Origin of the sequence: Kitasatospora atroaurantiaca (assembly GCF_007828955.1) — a bacterium.
Classification (GTDB): domain Bacteria; phylum Actinomycetota; class Actinomycetes; order Streptomycetales; family Streptomycetaceae; genus Kitasatospora; species Kitasatospora atroaurantiaca.
On record NZ_VIVR01000001.1, the window covers coordinates 2,468,447 to 2,488,369 of the forward strand.

Genomic DNA, 19,923 nt, shown 5'->3' on the forward strand with positions numbered 1-19,923 from the left:
GCTGCTCAGGGCGTTAAGAGCGTCCGCCAGTAGGTGAGGCAGTCGAGCCAGTTGCACTACCAGGGGCGCGAGGAACTGCGCGAGACCGGGAGGCAACGGCCTGCAGCCTCCCGCTTCGCGCAGTTCCTCGCGCCCCTGGGATGCCCAATCCTGATCGGTGCTCGCCTACTGGCGGAGCCACTAGGCGGCCGCCGCGCGGGCGGCCTTGACCTCGTCGATCTTGCGGCCGTAGTGCACCGAGCACCACCACAGCGCCGCGAACACCAAGCCCAGACCGTACATGGTGGGCAGCACGAGCCCGCTGGCGACCAGGCCGAGCTGGAGCCCCCAGCCGACCGCGACCGCGCCGGGGCGGGTGATCATGCCGCAGAGCAGCACGCACAGCAGCATCGCGATCCCGCTGACCGTCCAGACGGTCACGGCGGAGACGCTGGTCAGCTGCATCGCCACCAGAGCGGCGAACATGATCAGCAGGGCCTCGCCGATCAGTGTCGAGGCACAGAGCGTCCGCATGGTTACTTCCTCCCGAACAGCAGGCGAGCCTCGCCCACCGTGATGACAGAGCCGGTGACCAGGACGCCTGCGCCGCCGAGGTCGTCCTCCTCCGCGAGGGTCACGGCCGCCTCGATGGCGTCGTCGAGCCTCGGCTCGACCTGCACGCGATCCTCACCGAAAATCTCCACGGCCACCGCCGCCAGGTCGTCCACCGGCATCGCGCGGTGGGTGGAGTTCTGGGTGATGACCACCTCGGCCAGGATCGGCTCGAAGGCCTCCAGCAGGCCGGAGACGTCCTTGTCGCCGCTGGTGGCGATGACGCCGACCAGCTTGGTGAAACCGAAGGACTCCCCGATCGCGGCGACGGTCGCCTCGGCGCCGTGCGGGTTGTGCGCGGCGTCCAGGAGGACGGTAGGGCTGCGGCGGACGACCTCCAGTCGTCCCGGCGAGCTGACGCCCGAGAACGCCTGGCGCACCTTGTCCACGTCCAGCCGCCCGCCGCCGGCTCCGCCGACCCCGAAGAAGGCCTCGACCGCCGCCAGCGCGAGCGCCGCGTTGTGGGCCTGGTGGGCGCCGTGCAGCGGGATGAAGACGTCCTCGTACTCCTCGCCGCCGAGCCCACGGAACGTCACCAGCTGCCCGCCGATGGCGACCTCGCGGTGGACCACCCCGAACTCCATACCCTCGCGGGCGACCGTGGCGTCCACCTCGACCGCTCGCTTGAGGATGGTCTGCGCGGCGTCCAGCGGCTGCTGGGCGACGACGGCGAGCGCGCCCTGCTTGATGATCCCGGACTTCTCCACCGCGATCTCGCCCGGCGTCCCGCCCAGCTTGTCGGTGTGGTCGAGCGAGATCGGCGTGATGACGGCGACCGCCGCGTCGATCACGTTGGTGGCGTCCCAGGAGCCGCCCATGCCCACCTCGACGACGGCCACGTCCACCGGCGCGTCGGCGAAGGCCGCGTACGCCATGCCGGTGAGCACCTCGAAGAAGGACATCGCGACGGGCTGCTGCGCGTCGACCATCTGGATGTACGGCTCGATGTCGCGGTAGGTCTCGATGAAGCGCTCGGGGCTGATCGGGACGCCGTCCAGGCTGATCCGCTCGGTCACCGTCTCGACGTGCGGGCTGGTGTAGCGGCCCGTACGGAGCTCGAAGGTGTTCAGCAGCTGCTCGACCATCCGGGCGGTGGAGGTCTTGCCGTTGGTGCCGGTGATGTGGATCGAGGGGTACGAGCGCTGCGGCTGTCCGAGGATGTCCATCAGCGCCTCGATCCGGTCGAGCGAGGGCTCCAGCTTGTTCTCCGGCCAGCGCTGGGCCAGCGCGGCCTCGACCGCACGCAGCCCGTCCACCGGATCGGCGGGGTCTGCGCTGCTGGGGCGGATCGTGTACGGGTTCTGCTCGGCCTTGTCGCTCACGCTGCCAGTCTACGGAGCACCGGGGGCGCCTCCGCCCGGGGCGTGCCGCAGTGCCGAGCGCAGCCTGCCGTCGTGCTCGGTGAGCAGGCCGGCCGCGGTGGCAGCGTCCACCTCGGCGAGCAGTGCCAGGATCGCCACCTTCACCTCTCCCCCGGCGGCGGCCAGCGCGGCCCCGACCTCCTCGTCCGGCGCCCCGGTGGCCTCGGCGACCAGCCGGTGGGCGCGGGCGCGGAGCTTCTCGTTGGAGCTGCGGACGTCGACCATCAGGTTCCCGTAGGTCTTCCCGAGCCGGATCATCACGATCGTCGACAACATGTTGAGCACCAGCTTCTGGGCGGTGCCGGCCTTGAGCCGGGTGGAGCCGGCCAGCAGCTCGGGGCCGGTCACCACCTCCAGCGGGTGCTCGGCCGCGGCGCCGAGAGCGGTGTCCGCGTTGCAGGCGAGGCCGATGGTCAGGGCCCCCAGGCTGCGGGCGTACTCGACGGCGGCGACGGTGTAGGGCGTCCGGCCGGAGGCGGAGATGCCGACCACGGTGTCGTCGGCGGTCAGGCCCAGCGCCGCCAGGTCGGCGACGGCCGCCTCGCGGGAGTCCTCGGCCCCCTCGACCGCCCCGGCCATCGCCTCGGCGCCACCGGCGATCAGCCCGATGACCTGACCGGGCGCGGTGTTGAAGGTGGGCGGGCACTCGCTCGCGTCGAGCACACCGAGCCGGCCCGCGGTGCCCGCTCCCGCGTGGATCAGACGGCCGCCCCGGGCCATCCGCTCGGCCACCGCGTCGACGGCGGCGGCGATCGCGGGCAGCAGCGGGGCGATCGCGGCGGGGACTCCGGCGTCCTCCGCGTTCATCAGCCGGGCGATCTCGACGGTGGGCAGCAGGTCGATCCCGGCGAGGTCCTCGCGGACCGCCTCCGTGGTGAGTTCGGCGAGCCGGGCCAGGAGTTCGGAGCTCATGGTGCCCAAACTACTACCGTGCCCGCGCCCTTGACAGGGTGATTGGTCTACTCCACCTTGTGAGTCAGCTCCCCGCACCGCACCCATCGACACCCCCCACTGGAGATGGCATGCGCGCAAGACCTCGTCGTACGCTCAACGTCCTCCTCGCCGGCCTGACGTCGGTCGTCCTCGCCCTGATCGGACTGCTGCTGGCCACCCCCGGCGCCCAGGCGGCCGACGTCGAACTGGTCGCCAACGGCGGTCTGGAGAGCGGCAACCACCTGGCCCCCTGGGTCTGCACCGCGAACTCCGGGCAGCCGACCGGCAGCCAGGTCCACTCCGGCTCGTACGCCCTGCAGTCGACACCGACCAGCAGCGACAACGCCCAGTGCGTCCAGACCGTCACGGTCAAACCGTCCTCCACGTACACGCTGAGCGCCTGGGTGCTCGGGCCGTACGTCTATCTCGGTGCCACCGGCACGGGCGGCGCGGACCCCAGCACCTGGTCCAGCAGTACGAGTTGGAACAAGCTCGGCACGACCTTCACCACCGGCGCCTCGACCACCTCGGTGACGGTCTACGTTCACGGCTGGTACGCGCAGGGCGCCTACCTCGCGGACGACGTCTCGCTGGTCGGCCCCGGCAGCCCGCAGCCGAGCCCGACTGGCAGCACCACCACACCGACACCGACGCCCACCCCGACGCCCACCCCGACGCCCACCAGCACCCCGCCGTCGACCGGTCTGCCCAAGCACAAACTGACCGGCTACTGGCAGAACTTCGACAACGGCGCCACCGTCCAGCGGATCAGCGACGTGCCGGCCGCGTACGACATCATCGCCGTCTCCTTCGCCGACGCGACCACCACGCCCGGGGCGATCAGCTTCACCCTGGACAGCACCCTCTCCAGCCGGCTCGGCGGCTACACCGTCGCCCAGTTCAAGGCGGAAATCGCCGCCAAGCACCAGGCCGGCAAGCGCGTGATCATCTCGGTCGGCGGCCAGAACGGCACCATCTCGGTCAGCGACTCCGCCTCGGCGACCAACTTCGCCAACAGCGCCTACGCGCTGATCCAGCAGTACGGCTTCGACGGAGTCGACATCGACCTGGAGAACGGCATCAACGCCACCTACATGGGCCAGGCGCTGCACTCGCTGGCGAGCAGGGTGGGCAGCGGATTCGTGCTCACCATGGCACCGCAGACCATCGACATGCAGTCCACCGGGAACGAGTACTTCAAGCTGGCGCTGAACGTGAAGGACGTCCTCACCATCGTCAACATGCAGTACTACAACTCGGGTTCGATGAACGGCTGCGACGGCAACGTCTACGCGCAGGGCACCGAGAACTTCCTCACCGCGCTCGCCTGCATCCAGCTCAAGGGCGGCCTGAGCCCCGGCCAGGTCGGCCTGGGTGTCCCCGCGTCCACCAGCGCGGCGGGCGGCGGGTACGTCAGCCCGAGCGTGGTCAACGCCGCGCTGGACTGCCTGGCCTCGGGCACCAACTGCGGTTCGTTCAAGCCGAGCCAGACCTGGCCGGGGATCGGCGGCGCGATGACCTGGTCGACCAACTGGGACGCCAGGAACGGCGGCGGCATCGCCTCCACCGTCGGCAGCCACCTGCACGCCATGCCGTAACAGGCGAGCGGGCGAGCCACAGCGCTACAACCCCTACGACTGCCGGGCCTCCGGGATACCGGGGGCCCGGCCCGTACGGCCACCGTGGCGGTGCCGCAGCTCGGCCGTGATCTCCTCCGCCTCGCCCTCGGGCAGCAGCGGCAGCATCATCGCCACCGCCTGCAGCAGCCCGCCCAGCAGGTACGTGGTGTCCGCGGTGGACGCCACCATCGCCCGCACCCCCGCCACGTCGCCCGCACCGACGGCGTCCACCAGCCAGGCCGCGTCCGCCGTCTCCTCGTCCACGGCCACCCCCGAGGTGTCCGACGGGGCCCGCCTGGCCAGCGCCCGCAGCACCCGGTCGCCCGCCTCCGGCGCGTACGCCTTGCGCACCGCCTCGGCCGCGATCCAGACCAGCAGGGTGGTCACCTCGCGTTCGACCTGCTCCTCGAAGAGCCGGTCCAGTTCATGGTCGAATGCCAGCTGGTTTCCGTGCCTGAAGGCGAGCAGCAGCGTCGCCGCCCGGGCCTTGGCCTCCTCGACCGCCTCCACAGGAAGTTCGTCGGCCAACTCCTTGGTCACCACCACGCTGTGCCCTCCCGTCAGTCGCCACCGCAGCAGAACTTCTGCTCACCGTACACAGTCGAACTGCAATCTCCGCTTAACACGACCGCATATGGTGTGGAGATAATCGCCAGGAGTTCGGCCGCGCGGCAATACCCTTGAATGGCGGCGAACAGCCCTCCACCCTGCGGTGTTTCAACTCTTCGTGCACATCTGCCGCCTGCCGCAGCAGGCGGTTGAATTCGGCCGAACGGGTTATCAGCAGCCGTCGGCGTTGCGCCGAATAGCGGCTCGCAGTAAAGGCGCCGGAGATATTCAACTCCCTTTGCCGGCAACGGTGGATGGCAAACCCGTCCACCGGGTGAACGGCCGAGGGCCGTACCCCCCGCTCGGTGCGGGTGGTACGGCCCTCGGGGTCTGCCGGTGTGTCAGGCCTGCGGAAGGGAGGCCAACTGGGCGGTGATGCGGGCGATGTCGGCCTCGGCGGCCTCCTGGCGGGAGCGGATCTTGGCGACCACGTCGTCGGGAGCCTTGGCGAGGAAGCCCTCGTTGCCGAGCTTGGCGGTGGTCTGGGCCTTCTCCTTCTCGGCCGCCGCGAGGTCCTTGGCGAGGCGCTTGCGCTCCGCCGCGACGTCGATGGTGCCGGAGAGGTCGAGGGCGACGGTGGCGCCCGCGACCGGGAGGGAGGCGGTGGCCGAGAAGCTCTCGTCCGGGAGGGTCAGCCGCAGCAGCGAGCGGATCGCGTCCTCGTGGACGGCGAGCACCGTGCCGGTCAGGTCGAGGGTGGCGGGGACCTTCTGACCCGGCTTCAGACCCTGGTCCGAGCGGAACCGGCGGACCTCGGTGACCACCTGCTGGAGGGTGGCGATCTCCGACTCGGCCGCGGCGTCGCGGAAGCCGCTGTCCTTGGGCCACTCGGTGACGACCAGGGACTCGGCGCCGGTGAGCGTGGTCCAGAGCGTGTCGGTGACGAACGGGACCACCGGGTGGAGCAGCCGCAGCGTGACGTCCAGGACCTCGCCGAGGACCCGGCGCGAGGCGTCGGCCTGCGCGCCGCCCTTGGCCAGGGTGGTCTTGGAGAGCTCGACGTACCAGTCGAAGACCTCGTCCCAGGCGAAGTGGAAGAGCGCGTCGGAGAGCTTGGCGAACTGGTAGTCGTCGTAGAGCCCGTCGACCTCGGCGATGGTCTCGTTGAGGCGCGAGAGGATCCAGCGGTCGACCGCCGTCATCTCCTCGGGCGCCGGCAGCGGGCCGTCCACCGTGGCGCCGTTCATCAGCGCGAAGCGGGTGGCGTTCCAGATCTTGTTGCAGAAGTTGCGCGAGCCCTGGACCCAGTCCTCGCCGATCGGCACGTCCGCGCCGGGGTTGGCGCCGCGGGCCAGGGTGAAGCGGACGGCGTCGGCGCCGTACGCGTTCATCCAGTCCAGCGGGTCGACGGCGGTGCCGGAGGACTTCGACATCTTCTTGCCGAACTGGTCGCGGACCAGACCGGTGAGCGCGATGGTGTGGAACGGCGCCTGGCCGTCCATCGCGTACAGGCCGAACATCATCATCCGGGCGACCCAGAAGAAGATGATGTCGTGGCCGGTGAGCAGGACATCGGTGGCGTAGAACTTCTCCAGGTCCGGCGTCTGCTCGGGCCAGCCCAGCGTGGAGAACGGCCACAGGGCGCTGGAGAACCAGGTGTCCAGGACGTCCGGGTCCTGGTGCCAGCCCTCGCCCGACGGCGGCTCCTCGTTCGGGCCGACGCAGACGACCTGGCCCTCGGGGCCGTACCAGACCGGGATCCGGTGGCCCCACCACAGCTGGCGCGAGATGCACCAGTCGTACATGTTGTCGACCCAGTCGAAGTAGCGGCGCTCCAGCTCCTTCGGGTGGATCTGCACCCGGCCGTCACGGACGGCGGTGGCGGCCTCGGCGGCCAGCGGCTCGACCTTGACCCACCACTGCAGCGACAGGCGCGGCTCGACGATGGTGTGGCAGCGCGAGCAGTGCCCGACGGCGTGCATGTAGGGGCGCTTCTCGGCGACGATGCGCCCCTGCTCGCGCAGTGCGCCCACAACGGCCGAGCGCGCCTCGAGCCGGTCCAGGCCGAGGAAGGGGCCGTGCACGGTGATGACACCGTGCTCGTCCATCACGCTCATGCTGGGCAGGCTGTGCCGCTGGCCGATGGCGAAGTCGTTGGGGTCGTGGGCCGGGGTCACCTTGACGGCGCCGGTGCCGAACTCGGGGTCGACGTGCTCGTCGGCGACGACCGGGATGCGACGGTCCGTCAGCGGCAGCGCGATGGTGCGCCCGACCAGGTGCTTGTAGCGCTCGTCGTCCGGGTGGACGGCGACGGCGGTGTCACCGAGCATCGTCTCCGCGCGGGTGGTGGCGACGACGATGGAGTCCTCGCCCTCGCCGTAGCGGATGGAGACCAGCTCGCCGGGGCTCTCCTCGTGCTCGACCTCGATGTCGGAGAGCGCGGTGAGGCAGCGCGGGCACCAGTTGATGATGCGTTCGGCGCGGTAGATCAGGCCGTCGTCGAAGAGCTTCTTGAAGATGGTCTGGACGGCCTGCGAGAGGCCCTCATCCATGGTGAAGCGCTCGCGCGACCAGTCGACACCGTCGCCGAGGCGGCGCATCTGGCCGAGGATCTGGCCGCCGTAGTTCTCCTTCCACTCCCAGACCTTCTCGACGAAGGCCTCGCGGCCCAGGTCGTGGCGGGAGAGGCCGGACTCGGCGAGCTGCTGCTCCACCTTGTTCTGGGTGGCGATGCCGGCGTGGTCCATGCCCGGGAGCCAGAGCGTCTCGAAGCCCTGCATGCGCTTGCGGCGGGTCAGCGCGTCCATCAGCGTGTGCTGGAAGGCGTGGCCCAGGTGCAGGGCGCCCGTGACGTTCGGCGGCGGGATGACGATGGTGTAGGCGGGCTTCTCGCTCTTGGCGTCCGCGTTGAAGTACCCGCGCTCCACCCAGCGCTCGTACAGCTCGCCCTCTACCTCCGCCGGGGCGTAGGTCGTCGGGAGGGTGGCTGCGTCGTCCCCGGGGTAGGAGTGCTCGGGGCGCTGGTTCGTCGTGTCGGTCACGACGCACAGTTTACGTAAGACGGGGGGTCCGTTACGAACGCGTTCCGGGTGGACCACCCGGACGGCGCGGCGGCGCCGTACGGTAGCGTGCCCCGATACTCGTACGCCTATTCGTACGGGCACTGACGACAAGTAGCCACAGACGGCCGCTCTGGTGCGGCGGGGGAGATCGAAGCCGATGTACGGCCAGGGGCAGCAGTATCCGCAAGGCCAGCCGCAGCAGCCGTACGGGCAGCCGCCGCAGTACGGCGCACCGCAGCAGCCGGCACCACCGTACGGCCAGCCGCCGCAGTACGGCGCACCCCAGCAGCAGCCCGGCTACGGCTACCCGCAGCAGCAGCCGCCCGCGCCGCAGTTCGGCCAGCAGCCCGGCTTCCCGCAGGGGCAGGTGCCCCCGCAGGCTCCGTACGGCGCGCCCGGCGGCTACCCGCCCCCGCCGCGCAAGAGCAACGCGGGTCTGGTGATCGGTCTGGTGGTCGGCGCGCTGGTGCTGGTCGGCGGCGGGCTGGCGATCTACGGGCTGGCCGGCAGTGACGACAACACCCACACCACCAACGTCAGCACGGGCGGTGCCACCACCGGCGGTTCCAGCAGCACGAGCGGCGGCAGCGGTGGCGGCGGCGGTTCGACGCAGGGCAAGTACAAGCTGTCCGCCCCCGTCAGCCTGCCGGGCGGCTACACCCGGAAGTCCAACAAGGACAACCCGGGCGACCCGTCGGAGAAGGGCAACGGCTACAGCTCGTACGACGGCGGTCTGCTCGCCACCTACGTCAAGGGCGCGGACAGCACGGACTCCATCACGGTCGGCGGCTCGTACGGCAAGATCCAGGACCCGAACGCGATCATCACCCAGTCCAGCGCGCAGATCACCGCCTCCGGGAAGATGAGCTGGAAGACGCCGCTGGCCTCGGTCGACGCCAAGGACGCCAAGGACCCCGGCGGCAAGATGTCCTGCGGTGTCGCCACCACGAGCGGCTTCGACGTCCCGATCTGCATCTGGGCCAACCACTCCACCGCCGCCTCGGTGACCTTCACCCACATCTCGCTCTCCGGCAGCTCCACCCAGCTCTCCCAGTCCCAGGCGGCCGAGCAGGCTCGCACCATCCGCGACGCGATGGTCGTCGCGAAGTAGCCCAGCTCCCCCACCGGAGGCGAACAGCTGTGTCCGAGCAGAACCCCTACGGCGCGGCCCAGCCGCCCGCCCAGCCCTACGGCGCTCCGCCGCCGCCCGCACCGCCCGCACCGCAGTACGGCGCGCCCCAGCAGCCCTGGGGCTCCGTCCCGCAGCAGGGCGGCGCTCCCGGCTACCCGGCTCCGGGTTATCCCGGAGCGTACGGCTACCCGCCGCAGCCCCCGCAGAAGTCCCGCCGGACGCTGTGGATCGTGCTCGGCTGCATCGGCGGCGTGCTGCTGCTCGGCGGCGGCCTGCTGGGCTACTTCATCCTCGATGTGGCGTCAAAGACCGGCACCCACAAGGTCGTTCTTCCGGAGAGCTTCCAGGGGATGCCGAAGGACACCGCCAACCCGTTGGCCGACAGGTTGCAGAGCAGCCTGCAGCAGTCCTTCAGCCAGGGCAAGAACGCCTGGACCCCCACCGCCGTGAGTGCGGTCTACGACGACAAGAGCACCGGCAAGGGTGTCATCGTGTTCGGCGGCTACGGCAACGTGATCGCGCCGAGCGTCCAGGTGGACGACTTCTACCGGGGCTTCGAGAAGGGCGCCGGCACCAAGGGCACCACCTTCAGCGACCGCACGACCTTCGACGCCGGGCCGCTCGGCGGCACGCTCTCCTGTGAGCTCATGAAGGCCACCCGCGAGACGGACAGCCTCTGCGTCTGGGCCGACGGCAGCTCGGTGGTCGGCGTGCTGACCGGCCAGGCGGACACCAAGGATCAGCCGGACCTGGCGAAGGCCGCCGCGGCCGTTCGCGAGCTGCGTCAGGTCGCCGAGATCAAGAAGTAGGCCGGTACGACGAAGGGCCCCGCACACCGGTCGGTGCGCGGGGCCCCTTCGCGTACTGCGTCGGGCGTACTGCGTCAGGCGCTCTTCTCGCGCCGCTCGCGCTTGATCATGTCGCGCGGGACGAGCGTCGGGATCGCGTGCTTGGAGACCACGTCACCGGTGACGACCACGCGGGCGACGTCCTGACGCGAGGGCACCTCGTACATCACGGACATCAGCACCTCCTCCATGATCGCCCGCAGGCCACGGGCACCGGTGCCGCGCAGGATCGCCTGGTCGGCGATGGCCTCCAGCGCGTCGCGGGAGAACTCCAGCTCCACGCCGTCCAGTTCGAAGAGCTTGCGGTACTGCTTGACCAGCGCGTTCTTCGGCTCGGTGAGGATCTGCAGCAGCGCCTCGCGGTCGAGGTTGTGCACGCTGGTGATCACCGGCAGACGGCCGATGAACTCCGGGATCATCCCGAACTTCACCAGGTCCTCCGGCATCACCTGGCGGAAGTGGTCGCTCGCGTCCGACTCCCGCTTGCTGCGGATCGTCGCGCCGAAACCGATGCCCTTGGCACCCGCCCGGCCCTCGATGATCCGCTCCAGGCCCGCGAAGGCACCGCCCACGATGAACAGCACGTTCGTCGTGTCGATCTGGATGAACTCCTGGTGCGGGTGCTTGCGGCCGCCCTGCGGGGGCACCGAGGCGGTGGTCCCCTCCAGGATCTTCAGCAGCGCCTGCTGGACGCCCTCGCCCGAGACATCGCGGGTGATCGACGGGTTCTCGCTCTTGCGGGCGACCTTGTCGATCTCGTCGATGTAGATGATCCCGGTCTCGGCCTTCTTGACGTCGTAGTCGGCCGCCTGGATCAGCTTGAGCAGGATGTTCTCGACGTCCTCGCCGACGTACCCGGCCTCGGTGAGCGCCGTGGCGTCCGCGATCGCGAACGGCACGTTGAGCATCCGGGCCAGGGTCTGGGCGAGCAGCGTCTTGCCGGAGCCGGTGGGGCCCAGCAGCAGGATGTTGGACTTCGCCAGCTCGATGGCGTCCTCGCGGCCGTTGCCGCCGCTGCGGCCCGTCTCGCCGGCCTGGACGCGCTTGTAGTGGTTGTAGACCGCCACGGACAGCGCCTTCTTGGCGAGGTCCTGGCCGACCACGTACTGATCCAGGAATTCGTAGATCTCGCGGGGCTTCGGGAGCTCCTCGAAGCGCACCTCGGAGGTCTCGGCGAGCTCCTCCTCGATGATCTCGTTGCACAGGTCGATGCACTCGTCGCAGATGTACACGCCTGGCCCGGCGATCAGCTTCTTCACCTGCTTCTGCGACTTGCCGCAGAACGAGCACTTGAGCAGGTCGCCACCGTCTCCGATGCGTGCCACGAGGTGCTTCCCCTTCGCCAGGGGCCCCGCGGGGGTTCCGGGGCCTGGTGCTGTGGACCGGCCCGCCGTCGGCGGTCGGTCTCGCTATCCGACGGTACTCTGCCGAGCCGGTTATTCCGCCGACTTCGACAGCTCTGCCCTACGCCCTGGGCGAATTGATACCGAACAGATGCCGTCCGACAGGCGTGGGGCGCGAGGCATGAGCCACTACCGATTGTGCCGGGCCGAGGGGCCCGACCGGAACAGACCGGGGCGGGGCGTAGGTCACGTACACCCCGTACGTCACGTACGCCCCGCCCCGGAGCTGCCCGAGGTCAGTCGGTGAGCGAGGTCTTGCGAGTCGAGATGATCTGGTCGATCAGCCCGTACTCCAGGGCCTCCTCGGCCGTCAGGATCTTGTCACGCTCGATGTCGTCACGGACCGTGGCGACGTCCTTGTTGGAGTGCTTGGCCAGCATCTCCTCCAGCTGCTCGCGCATCCGGAAGATCTCCTTGGCCTGGATCTCCAGGTCCGACACCTGGCCGCGGCCGGTCTCGGTGTACGGCTGGTGGATCAGGATCCGGGCGTTCGGCAGCGCCATCCGCTTACCGGGGGTGCCCGCCGCCAGCAGCACGGCAGCCGCCGAGGCCGCCTGGCCCATGCAGACGGTGGTGATGTCCGGCTTGACGTACTGCATGGTGTCGTAGATGGCCGTCAGGGCCGTGAAGGAGCCGCCGGGCGAGTTGATGTACATCTGGATCTCGCGGTCCGGGTCCATCGACTCCAGGCAGAGCAGCTGGGCCATGATGTCGTTCGCGGAGACGTCGTCCACCTGCGAGCCGAGGAAGATGATGCGCTCCTCGAAAAGCTTGGCGTACGGGTCGTACTCGCGGATGCCCTGCGAGGTGCGCTCGACGAAGCGCGGGACGATGTAGCGGCCCTCGGCGCGGGCGCCGTAGTACTCGCCGCGGGGCGTCTGGGGGGTGTTCATGGGGTGTCTGTCCTCCGAAGCGTACGGTCGGGTTTTCTGCTGCCGGCTGCTGTCAGGCGCCGGTGCCGCCGCCGCCGGGGACGTCCGCGGCACTGTGCATGATCGAGTCGATCAGGCCGTACTCCTTGGCCTCCTCCGGGGTGAACCACCGGTCGCGGTCGGAGTCCGCGGTGACCCGCTCGAAGGACTGGCCGCTGTGCTGCGCGATCAGCTCGGACATCCGGCGCTTGGTGCGCAGCAGCTGCTCGGCCTGGATCCGGATGTCGGTGGCCGAGCCGCCGAGGCCGGCGGAGGGCTGGTGCATCAGGATGTTGGCGTTCGGCAGCGAGAACCGCTTGCCCTTGGCACCCGCGGTGAGCAGGAACTGGCCCATCGAGGCCGCCATGCCCATCGCGATCGTGACCACGTCGTTCTTGATGTACTGCATGGTGTCGTAGATCGCCATGCCGGCCGTGATCGAGCCGCCCGGGGAGTTGATGTAGAGGTAGATGTCCTTGTCCGGGTCAGCGGCCAGGAGCAGCAGCTGGGCGGTGATCCGGTTGGCGATGTCGTCGTCGACCTGCTGGCCGAGGAAGATGATGCGCTCGTTGAGCAGCCGGTTGTAGACCTGGTCCCCCAGGCCGCCGAGCACGTCACCAGCGGCGGCGTGCGGCGCCATCAGGCCAGGCATCTGCATCTGCGGGAACGTCACTTAGCCACCTGCTCAGTCGAATTGAAGGCCGACCTGCGGCCGTCGTATGTCGCACAGCTCTGAGAGCTCACTGCTGTGAATGTCGCTGTCCATGGACCCTAACGCGCAGGCCCGGCCGCAGAATCCCCCACGCAGAGCTGTTCGCTGTGAGCGCAGGGTTGGTACGGGAAGAGACGGCAGTGGGCCCGGCCACCAAACGGTGCCCGGGCCCACGGTGATGCCTACTGCCGGTGTTGCCTACTGCTGAACTCAGGCCTCGGGGGTCTCGTCGGCGGTGGCGGCCTCGACCGTCTCGCCCGACTCCTCGGTCTCCTCGTCCTCGAAGGACACCAGCTCGCCGTTGGTGTCGGTCACCTTGGCGGCCTCGACGACCAGCGCCAGCGCCTTGCCACGGGCGACCTCGCCGACCAGCAGCGGCACCTGGCCACCCTGGACGACCTGCTGGGCGAACTGGTCCGGGGTGAGGCCGGAGCCGGCGGCACGGCGGATCAGGTGCTCGGTGAGCTCTTCCTGGTTGACGCCGAGCTCCTCCTTGCCCACGATCTCGTCGAGCACGAACTGGGTCTTGATGCCCTTCTTGGCCTGCTCCTCGGTCTCCGCCAGGAAGTCCTCGAGGGACTTGTCCTGGGTGGCGAGGTAGGTCTCGAGGGTGAGGCCCATCGGCTCGAGCTGGTGGTGCTCGAGGTTGTGACGGCGGGTCTCGATCTCGTCCTTGAGGAGCTTCTCCGGGTACTCCATCTCGACCAGCTTCAGCAGCTCGTCCAGGACGCGCTCCTGGGCCTGGGTGGCCTGGTCGAACTCACGCATGCGCTCCAGGCGCTTGCGGGAGTCGGCCGTCAGCTCCTCCAGGGTGTCGAACTCGCTCGCCAGCTGGGCGAACTCGTCGTCCAGCTCGGGGAGCTCCTTCTCCTGGACGGCCGTCACGGTGACGGTGACCTCGGAGCTCTTGCCGGCCTGGGTGCCGCCCTTGAGCTCGGTGGTGAAGGTGGCGGAGGCGCCGGCCGACAGGCCGATGACGGCCTCGTCGATGCCGTCCAGCAGGCGGCCGGAGCCGATCTCGTAGCTCACGCCGGTGGCGGTGCCGTCCTCCGGCACCTCACCGTCGACCTTGGCCTCGAGGTCGACGACCACGACGTCGCCGGCGGCCGCGGCGCGCTCGACGTCCTTGACCGAGGAGAAGCGCTCGCGCAGCTGCTCCAGCGACTTCTCGACGTCGGCCTCGTCGACCACGATCGGGTCGACGGCCACCTCGATGCCGGCGAAGTCCGGGAGGGTGATCTCGGGACGGACGTCGACCTCGGCGGTGAACTTGAGGTCGCCACCGTCGGCGAGCTTCTCGACACCCTCGATGTCGGTGATCTCGGGCTGGCCGAGGACCTCGATCTTGCCCTCGTCGACGGCCTGCGTGTAGAAGCGCGGAAGGGCGTCGTTGACGGCCTCCTCCAGCACGGCCGCACGGCCGAAGCGCTGGTCGATCACACGGTTCGGGATCTTGCCCTTACGGAAGCCCGGGACCGAGACCTGCTGGTTGATCTTCTTGTACGCCGCGTCGAGGCTGGGCTTGAGCTCCTCGAAGGGCACCTCGACGGTGAGTCGAACCCGGGTCGGGTTCAGAGTCTCGACGGCGCTCTTCACGGTTGGGTCTCCTAAGGGCTTGCGGTCTGGTTGTCTCCGCCCGCTTCGTGCGGCCGTGGGCCGGTACTGGCGGGCGAGACGGGCGATGGGCGGTTGGAGCTGCATCTCCCGTACGGGGGTGGACGGTGAGCGTGACTCCTCGCCCTCGGGCGGTTGACCTGCACGCATGCCACAGGGACTACCGCCAGCGACCCATCCTACCGGTACCACGAAAGGCGGACGCCAGGGCGACGCTGATCAGGCCGCCGACACGCCCGCGGGCTCGGGCTCACGGTCGGTCCCCGGGGCCCTGCGCATGGTCGCCGCAGCGTCCGAATCCCGGACGAACAGGGCCGTCACGGCCGCCACCAGGGCAAGGGCGGAGGCCACCAGGAAGGCCGCGCGGTACGCGTCAAGGTTCGCCGTGGGCGTACCTCCGACCGTGGTGGTCACCGTTCCGACGGCCGCCAGCACGGTGCCGAGGATCGCCACGCCGAGTGCCGAGCCGAGCTGGCGCTGAGCGTTGTAGAGCGTCGAGGCGCCCCCGGTGGACGCCGGGGAGATGGTCGAGAAGGCCGCAGTCTGGGACGGCATGAAGACGTGCGACATGGCGAAGCCGGTGACGAACAGCAACACCCGGACGGCCCACAGGTTGCTCCCCGGCCCGATGGCGGCCATCAGGGCCAGGCAGAGCGCCACCACGGTGGCGCCGGCCACCAGCAGCCGGCGCGGGCCGACCCTCGGGTAGAGGCGGCCGGCCACCTGTGAGGCGATCATCACGCCGATCGCCTCAGGGAAGACCATCAGACCGCTGTGCAGGGCGTCCATGCCGAGGGCGTCCTGCATCAGCAGGGGGAAGAGGTAGAGCATCCCGAGGAAGGCGGCGCCGGAGAAGAGCGAGAGCAGGTTCGCCGTACGGAAGATCCGGTCGCGGAACAGCCGGAGGGCCAGCATCGGCTCGGGGCGGCGGAGTTCGACCACCACCAGAGCCGCGAGGGCGACCAGGCCGACCGCCGCCGGGACCAGGATCCTGACGGTCCCCCAGCCCTGGCTCGCGCCCTCGGAGAGCGCGTACATCGCCAGGCCGAAGCCGACCGCCGCCAGCAGGAAGCCGGCGGCGTCGAAACGGCCGGCCCGCTCGGTGCGGTAGTCGGGGAGGAAGAGGACGCCGAAGACCAGGGCGAGGATGCCGATCGGGACGTTGACGATGAAGACCCAGTGCCAGGACCAGCTGTCCACCAGCCAGCCGCCGAGCACCGGGCCGAGCGCAGGCGCGACGGCGGTGGGGAGCATCAGGACGCGCGTGGCGCGCATCCGCTCCTCCTGCGGGAAGGCCCGGAACAGCATGGTCATCCCGACCGGGGTGAGCAGGCCGCCGGCCGCGCCCTGGAAGATCCGGTAGACCGTCAACTGGTCGAGGCTGCCCGCGCTGCCGCAGAGCAGCGAGGCCACCGTGAACAGGGCGAGGGCGGCCAGGAAGACCCTGCGGGTGCCGTACCTGTCGCCCAGCCAGCCGGAGAGCGGCACGAAGACGGCGAGGGTGACCAGGTAGCCGACGTTGACCACGCCGACCGAGGCGGGGTCGACTGCGAACTGGCGGCCGATCGAGGGGAGCGCCACGTTCACGATCGTGGTGTCCATGATCGACATGAAGAGTGCGGCCACGAAGACCACACCGACGGCGACCTTCGGGTCGAGCCCCCGGCGAGGGGTGACGGCGGCGGGGTCGGGCGCAGGCATGGGGGCTCGCTGTTCAGTCGGGTCTCGGGGGGTCCGTCGATCGCCACATTGGGTGAACAATCAACATTCCAGGGTGCCCGAGCGACCCCGCAAACGCCAACAGGGCCCCGCCCGCGGACGAGACCCTGCCGCACTGTCGGGGTGACCGGATTCGAACCGACGGCCTTCCGCTCCCAAAGCGGACGCGCTACCAAACTGCGCCACACCCCGTGGTGCCGAGAGGAAGCGTACACGTCGACAACACCCTGTTCGCCGTTATATCGGCGGGCCGCGGGACATGCCCGGAGCCGAAAGCGGTGTGCAAGCAACCGGCCCGACCAGGTACGCTGACCCTGTCCTCGCGACCGGCAACGGCCCGGGGGCGGCGTGTGCTCAGGCACATGCACGCGGGCGTAGCTCAATGGTAGAGCCCCAGTCTTCCAAACTGGCCACGCGAGTTCGATTCTCGTCGCCCGCTCCATCAGTTCGGCCCCAGGTCAGCGGTTCATCCGCCGGCCTGGGGCCGAAGTCGTTTGAAGGTCCGTCAGGGCGTCGCGCCCGGGCCGTGCCCGTCCGGATCGATCTTGCTGCGGCGGGAGGACCTGGGCCTGGGTGCCGTTCAGTAATGCCACTGCGGACGCCTTGGCTGCGGCCGTGCGCCCGCTGGTCGTCGAGCTGCGGGTCGAGCCCCTCGGTGGCGATTCCGGACTGTGGGGCGGTCCGGTGGGCGACGAGCGGTATGCCCTGGTGGCGAGGGTCCGCCGGGCGCGGCCCCGGGCGGTGAGTGATCACCGGCCGGGGCCGCGCGGGTGTCCGACGGGGTGTCAGATCTTGACGCCGTGGCTCGCCAGGTAGGCGACCGGGTCGATGTCGGAGCCGTAGGCCGGGCCGGTGCGGACCTCGAAGTGGAGGTGCGGGCCGGACGCGTTGCCGGTGGCGCCGGAGAGGCCGATCTGCTGGCCCACCGTCACGGTCTGGCCGGCCCTGACGGAGATGGACGACAGGTGGGCGTACTGGGAGTACTTGCCGTCGGCGTGCTTGATGACGACCTCGTTGCCGTACGCACCGCCCGAGCCGGCCGAGACGACGGTGCCGGCGGCGATCGCCTTGACCGAGGTGCCGGTGGAGACCGGGAAGTCCACGCCGGTGTGGTGGCCGCTGGACCAGGAGGAACCGGCGACGCCGTAGCCGGTCGTGATGCGGCTGCTCACCGGAGCGGTGTAACCCGAGGAGGCGGCGACCGCGGAGGACGAGGACACCGAGTCGGAGGAGCTCGCGGTCGACGACTTGGCGGCGGAGGAGGACGAGGAGGCCTTCGGCGCCGCGGCCTTGGCGGTCGACGGCTTCGGGGCCTCCTGCTTCGGAGCCTCCTGCTTCGGGGTCGCGGCCTGCGGCGCAGCGGCGGCGGCCTTGCCGGAGAGCGAGAGGTGCTGGCCGGGGAAGATCAGGTTCGGGTTGCTGCCGACGACGCTGCGGTTGTCCTCGTACAGCTTCTGCCAGCCGCCACCGACCTGCTGGGCGTCCGCGATCTTCGAGAGGGTGTCGCCGCTGACGACGTCGTACGAGCGCGCGGCGGAGGCGGCGGGGGCGGGAGCGGAGGTGGTCTCCGCGACCGGCTTGACCTCGATGGCGTCGATGGAGGTCTTGGTGGTCGTCGACGCGGCGGGCGCGGTCGACTGGTGGCTGTCGGTCCCGTGGGCGCTCGCGGCGGTGACCGGGAGGGCGAGGGAGGCACCGGCCACGCCGGTGGCGACGGCGATGCGGGTGAGGCGGGACAGCTTTATGCGGCGGTGCTTGCCCTTTGCGGACATGAGGGGGTCCTCTCCGACGCCGGCGAGGTGAGCTGTCGGGTTCGGGCGGGAGATGCCCGGCCGCGGAAAGAGAGCGGCTTCACCCCAAGCCGTCCCGGAACACCGGGATCGGCGACTTACCTTGGGTCCCCCGCTCCTGCCGTGCAGTGCCTGGTTCGAGGCGCCGGGCAGCGGCAGGATTTGGCGTTCTGCCCGGTGAGCCGCCCGGACGATGGCCGGGCAGGTGTCGAAGCAAAGCCGATGGGACGTACACAAGGCAAGTCCCCGGCGAGCGGGATGTAAGGCCCGGATAAGGGTGAACGGGCCCGAGGTCACTCTCCGCCGAGCGGGTACTGCTCACCGCGTTCTCATCTTTCACCCTGCGTGCGAGAGCGGCCGCCGTGCCGTGACCGATCCGACCCTGTGTGCCCGTCCGGACACGGTCCGGCACCGCCGGAAGAATCTTCGGTGACCCCGGTCACCTCACGGCACCTCGACAGCTGACGATGCGTTTCCCGCTGGGGCCCTGGGCCGATACTCTCGCTCGCGTTCGATGTTCGAAGTTCGATGCCTCATTCGATCGAGGAGCCGCCCGTGCGTCCGCAGGACCGACTCGCAGTGATCCAGCGCAGCGTGGTCCGCGAAATGGCGCGTTACGGCAAGGAGTTCACGGTCGACGGCAGCGTGGTGCGCGGGCCCGGCACCACCGCGGTGGCCGTCCGCGAGCACCCGGGCGACGGCGGCGCCGGCCACGTCGACCTGGGCTTCGTACTCCACCTCGGGCGCGCGGACGCCCCCGTGGTGTGGGACTGCGCGGCCGGGCTCGGCAAGACCGAGGAGGAGAAGCTCGACAACGCCGTGAAGATGTGGGCCACCACGACCGCCACCACGGTGCTGGAGCTGCTCGAGCACCGCGGCGAGCACGCCGACCACTACCGGCACGCCGAGCTGTCCGACTGGCACGCCGTGCAGGGCCCCGCCGCCGTCTTCGGCTTCGGCACCGAGCGGCTGACGGGCTGGCTGGCCGACCACCAGGTGCTGCCCGCGCTGGCCGAGGCGCTGCGGCCCGAGCTGACGGCGCCGGACGTGAACGGCGTGAAGCTCTTCCTCGGCGGCAGGGCCGGGGAGGACATCGCCGAGGTCCGGGTGAACGGCGAGGTGTCGGAGCCCGCCTCGGCGGCACTGCGCGCCATGGACTGGCCCCGCGGCGAACGCCTCTGCTGGGCCCGCCTGTTCATCCTGCTCGCGGCCGAGGGCGTCACCCGGCCGGAGCCCGTACGCCCCGAGCCGGCACCCGCTCCGGTGCACGCGCCGGCGCCACGGCGCGGCCTGGTCAGCCGCTGGTGGCAGGCCCGGCGGGCAGGCCAGTAGACCCGCCGGCCCGAGGGCCTCGGGAACGTCCGGGTCACGTGCTCGACGGAAGAAGCCTCGGTGGACGCGCGCGTCCGCCGAGGAGGCGTCAGCTGGCGACCGAGGAGATGGTCTGTGCCAGCTGGTTGAGGAAGTCCTGGATGGGCTTGGCCGCCGTGGACTGGCTGACCATGAAGCCGAAGAGCGCGGCGATGATCGCATGACTGGTCTTCAGCTGCTTGTTGCGGATGAAGATGACGACGATGACGCCGAACAGGAACAACGCGGAGACGGAGAAGGCCACCCGGACTCACTTCCTCATTCTTTTCGAAGCGTGGCTGCGTCGGGGCTCCGTGCCGAAACCCCAT

At 70.0% G+C, this 19,923-nt stretch carries 16 protein-coding genes, 2 tRNA genes and 1 riboswitch; of the genes, 5 read left to right on the forward strand and 13 right to left on the reverse strand.

The genetic code is table 11. From position 1 onward, the window contains the following. Positions 1-180 precede the first annotated feature (180 nt). The 3 genes from FB465_RS11450 to murQ are packed head-to-tail and all read right to left on the reverse strand — an operon-like array spanning position 181 to position 2,864. The gene (locus tag FB465_RS11450; RefSeq protein ID WP_145790031.1) at positions 181-513 is read right to left on the reverse strand and encodes a DUF4233 domain-containing protein; all 333 of its coding nucleotides are present in this window, start codon (positions 511-513) and stop codon (positions 181-183) included. Between the two features lie 2 nt (positions 514-515). Continuing rightward, complete coding sequence (gene folC, locus FB465_RS11455) at positions 516-1,913, reverse strand: bifunctional tetrahydrofolate synthase/dihydrofolate synthase (protein ID WP_145790033.1); 1,398 nt, start codon at positions 1,911-1,913, stop codon at positions 516-518. Between the two features lie 9 nt (positions 1,914-1,922). Then, the gene (gene murQ, locus FB465_RS11460; protein WP_145790035.1) at positions 1,923-2,864 is read right to left on the reverse strand and encodes an N-acetylmuramic acid 6-phosphate etherase; all 942 of its coding nucleotides are present in this window, start codon (positions 2,862-2,864) and stop codon (positions 1,923-1,925) included. 110 nt (positions 2,865-2,974) lie between these two features. On the opposite strand from murQ, the gene FB465_RS11465 reads away from it, so the two are divergent. Further along, the gene (locus FB465_RS11465; protein ID WP_145790037.1) at positions 2,975-4,483 is read left to right on the forward strand and encodes a chitinase; all 1,509 of its coding nucleotides are present in this window, start codon (positions 2,975-2,977) and stop codon (positions 4,481-4,483) included. A 33-nt stretch (positions 4,484-4,516) separates the two neighbouring features. Here the strand turns inward: FB465_RS11465 and FB465_RS11470 are convergent, their stop codons facing one another. Together FB465_RS11470 and FB465_RS11475 are read right to left on the reverse strand one after the other, a co-directional pair. Next, positions 4,517-5,050, reverse strand: coding sequence for a hypothetical protein (locus FB465_RS11470; RefSeq protein WP_145790038.1), 534 nt, complete (start codon positions 5,048-5,050; stop codon positions 4,517-4,519). A 404-nt stretch (positions 5,051-5,454) separates the two neighbouring features. Continuing rightward, positions 5,455-8,094, reverse strand: a complete 2,640-nt coding sequence (locus FB465_RS11475) for a valine--tRNA ligase (protein WP_145790040.1) — start codon at positions 8,092-8,094, stop codon at positions 5,455-5,457. Between the two features lie 178 nt (positions 8,095-8,272). Between FB465_RS11475 and FB465_RS11480 the strand changes: the two genes are divergently transcribed. Continuing rightward, a complete protein-coding gene (locus tag FB465_RS11480) occupies positions 8,273-9,226 on the forward strand; it encodes a hypothetical protein (RefSeq protein WP_145790041.1) in 954 nt (317 codons plus the stop codon). 29 nt (positions 9,227-9,255) lie between these two features. After that, positions 9,256-10,056 (forward strand): hypothetical protein, encoded by an 801-nt coding sequence (locus FB465_RS11485; RefSeq protein WP_145790043.1) that lies wholly within the window; start codon positions 9,256-9,258, stop codon positions 10,054-10,056. Between the two features lie 74 nt (positions 10,057-10,130). Here the strand turns inward: FB465_RS11485 and clpX are convergent, their stop codons facing one another. From clpX to FB465_RS11515, 6 genes are all read right to left on the reverse strand, one after another. Beyond that, positions 10,131-11,420, reverse strand: coding sequence for an ATP-dependent Clp protease ATP-binding subunit ClpX (clpX, locus tag FB465_RS11490; RefSeq protein WP_145790045.1), 1,290 nt, complete (start codon positions 11,418-11,420; stop codon positions 10,131-10,133). 314 nt (positions 11,421-11,734) lie between these two features. Beyond that, positions 11,735-12,391 (reverse strand): ATP-dependent Clp protease proteolytic subunit, encoded by a 657-nt coding sequence (locus FB465_RS11495; protein WP_145790047.1) that lies wholly within the window; start codon positions 12,389-12,391, stop codon positions 11,735-11,737. A 52-nt stretch (positions 12,392-12,443) separates the two neighbouring features. Beyond that, positions 12,444-13,061 (reverse strand): ATP-dependent Clp protease proteolytic subunit, encoded by a 618-nt coding sequence (locus tag FB465_RS11500; protein WP_344016082.1) that lies wholly within the window; start codon positions 13,059-13,061, stop codon positions 12,444-12,446. 270 nt (positions 13,062-13,331) lie between these two features. After that, on the reverse strand, positions 13,332-14,717 hold the full coding sequence (tig, locus tag FB465_RS11505) for a trigger factor (RefSeq protein WP_145790048.1): 1,386 nt from the start codon (positions 14,715-14,717) through the stop codon (positions 13,332-13,334). A 237-nt stretch (positions 14,718-14,954) separates the two neighbouring features. Next, entirely contained in the window at positions 14,955-16,436 is a 1,482-nt protein-coding gene (locus FB465_RS11510) for an MDR family MFS transporter (protein WP_145790050.1), read from the reverse strand. Positions 16,437-16,572: 136 nt separating this feature from the next. Then, positions 16,573-16,646 (reverse strand) — tRNA-Pro (locus tag FB465_RS11515). Between the two features lie 176 nt (positions 16,647-16,822). Here FB465_RS11515 and FB465_RS11520 point away from each other — a divergent pair. After that, positions 16,823-16,896: transfer RNA gene (locus FB465_RS11520), tRNA-Gly, on the forward strand. A 343-nt stretch (positions 16,897-17,239) separates the two neighbouring features. Here the strand turns inward: FB465_RS11520 and FB465_RS11530 are convergent. Beyond that, positions 17,240-18,226: a M23 family metallopeptidase gene (locus FB465_RS11530; RefSeq protein WP_145790052.1), complete on the reverse strand. Its 987-nt coding sequence runs from the start codon at positions 18,224-18,226 to the stop codon at positions 17,240-17,242. A 9-nt stretch (positions 18,227-18,235) separates the two neighbouring features. After that, positions 18,236-18,412, reverse strand: a riboswitch (cyclic di-AMP (ydaO/yuaA leader). Between the two features lie 387 nt (positions 18,413-18,799). Here FB465_RS11530 and FB465_RS11535 point away from each other — a divergent pair. Beyond that, positions 18,800-19,576 carry a DUF6348 family protein gene (locus tag FB465_RS11535; RefSeq protein WP_145790054.1) on the forward strand — a complete coding sequence of 259 codons (777 nt, stop codon included), beginning with the start codon at positions 18,800-18,802 and terminating at the stop codon, positions 19,574-19,576. An 88-nt stretch (positions 19,577-19,664) separates the two neighbouring features. Here FB465_RS11535 and FB465_RS11540 read toward each other — a convergent pair whose 3' ends face one another. Continuing rightward, a complete protein-coding gene (locus FB465_RS11540) occupies positions 19,665-19,859 on the reverse strand; it encodes a hypothetical protein (protein ID WP_145790056.1) in 195 nt (64 codons plus the stop codon). Positions 19,860-19,923: the final 64 nt, after the last annotated feature.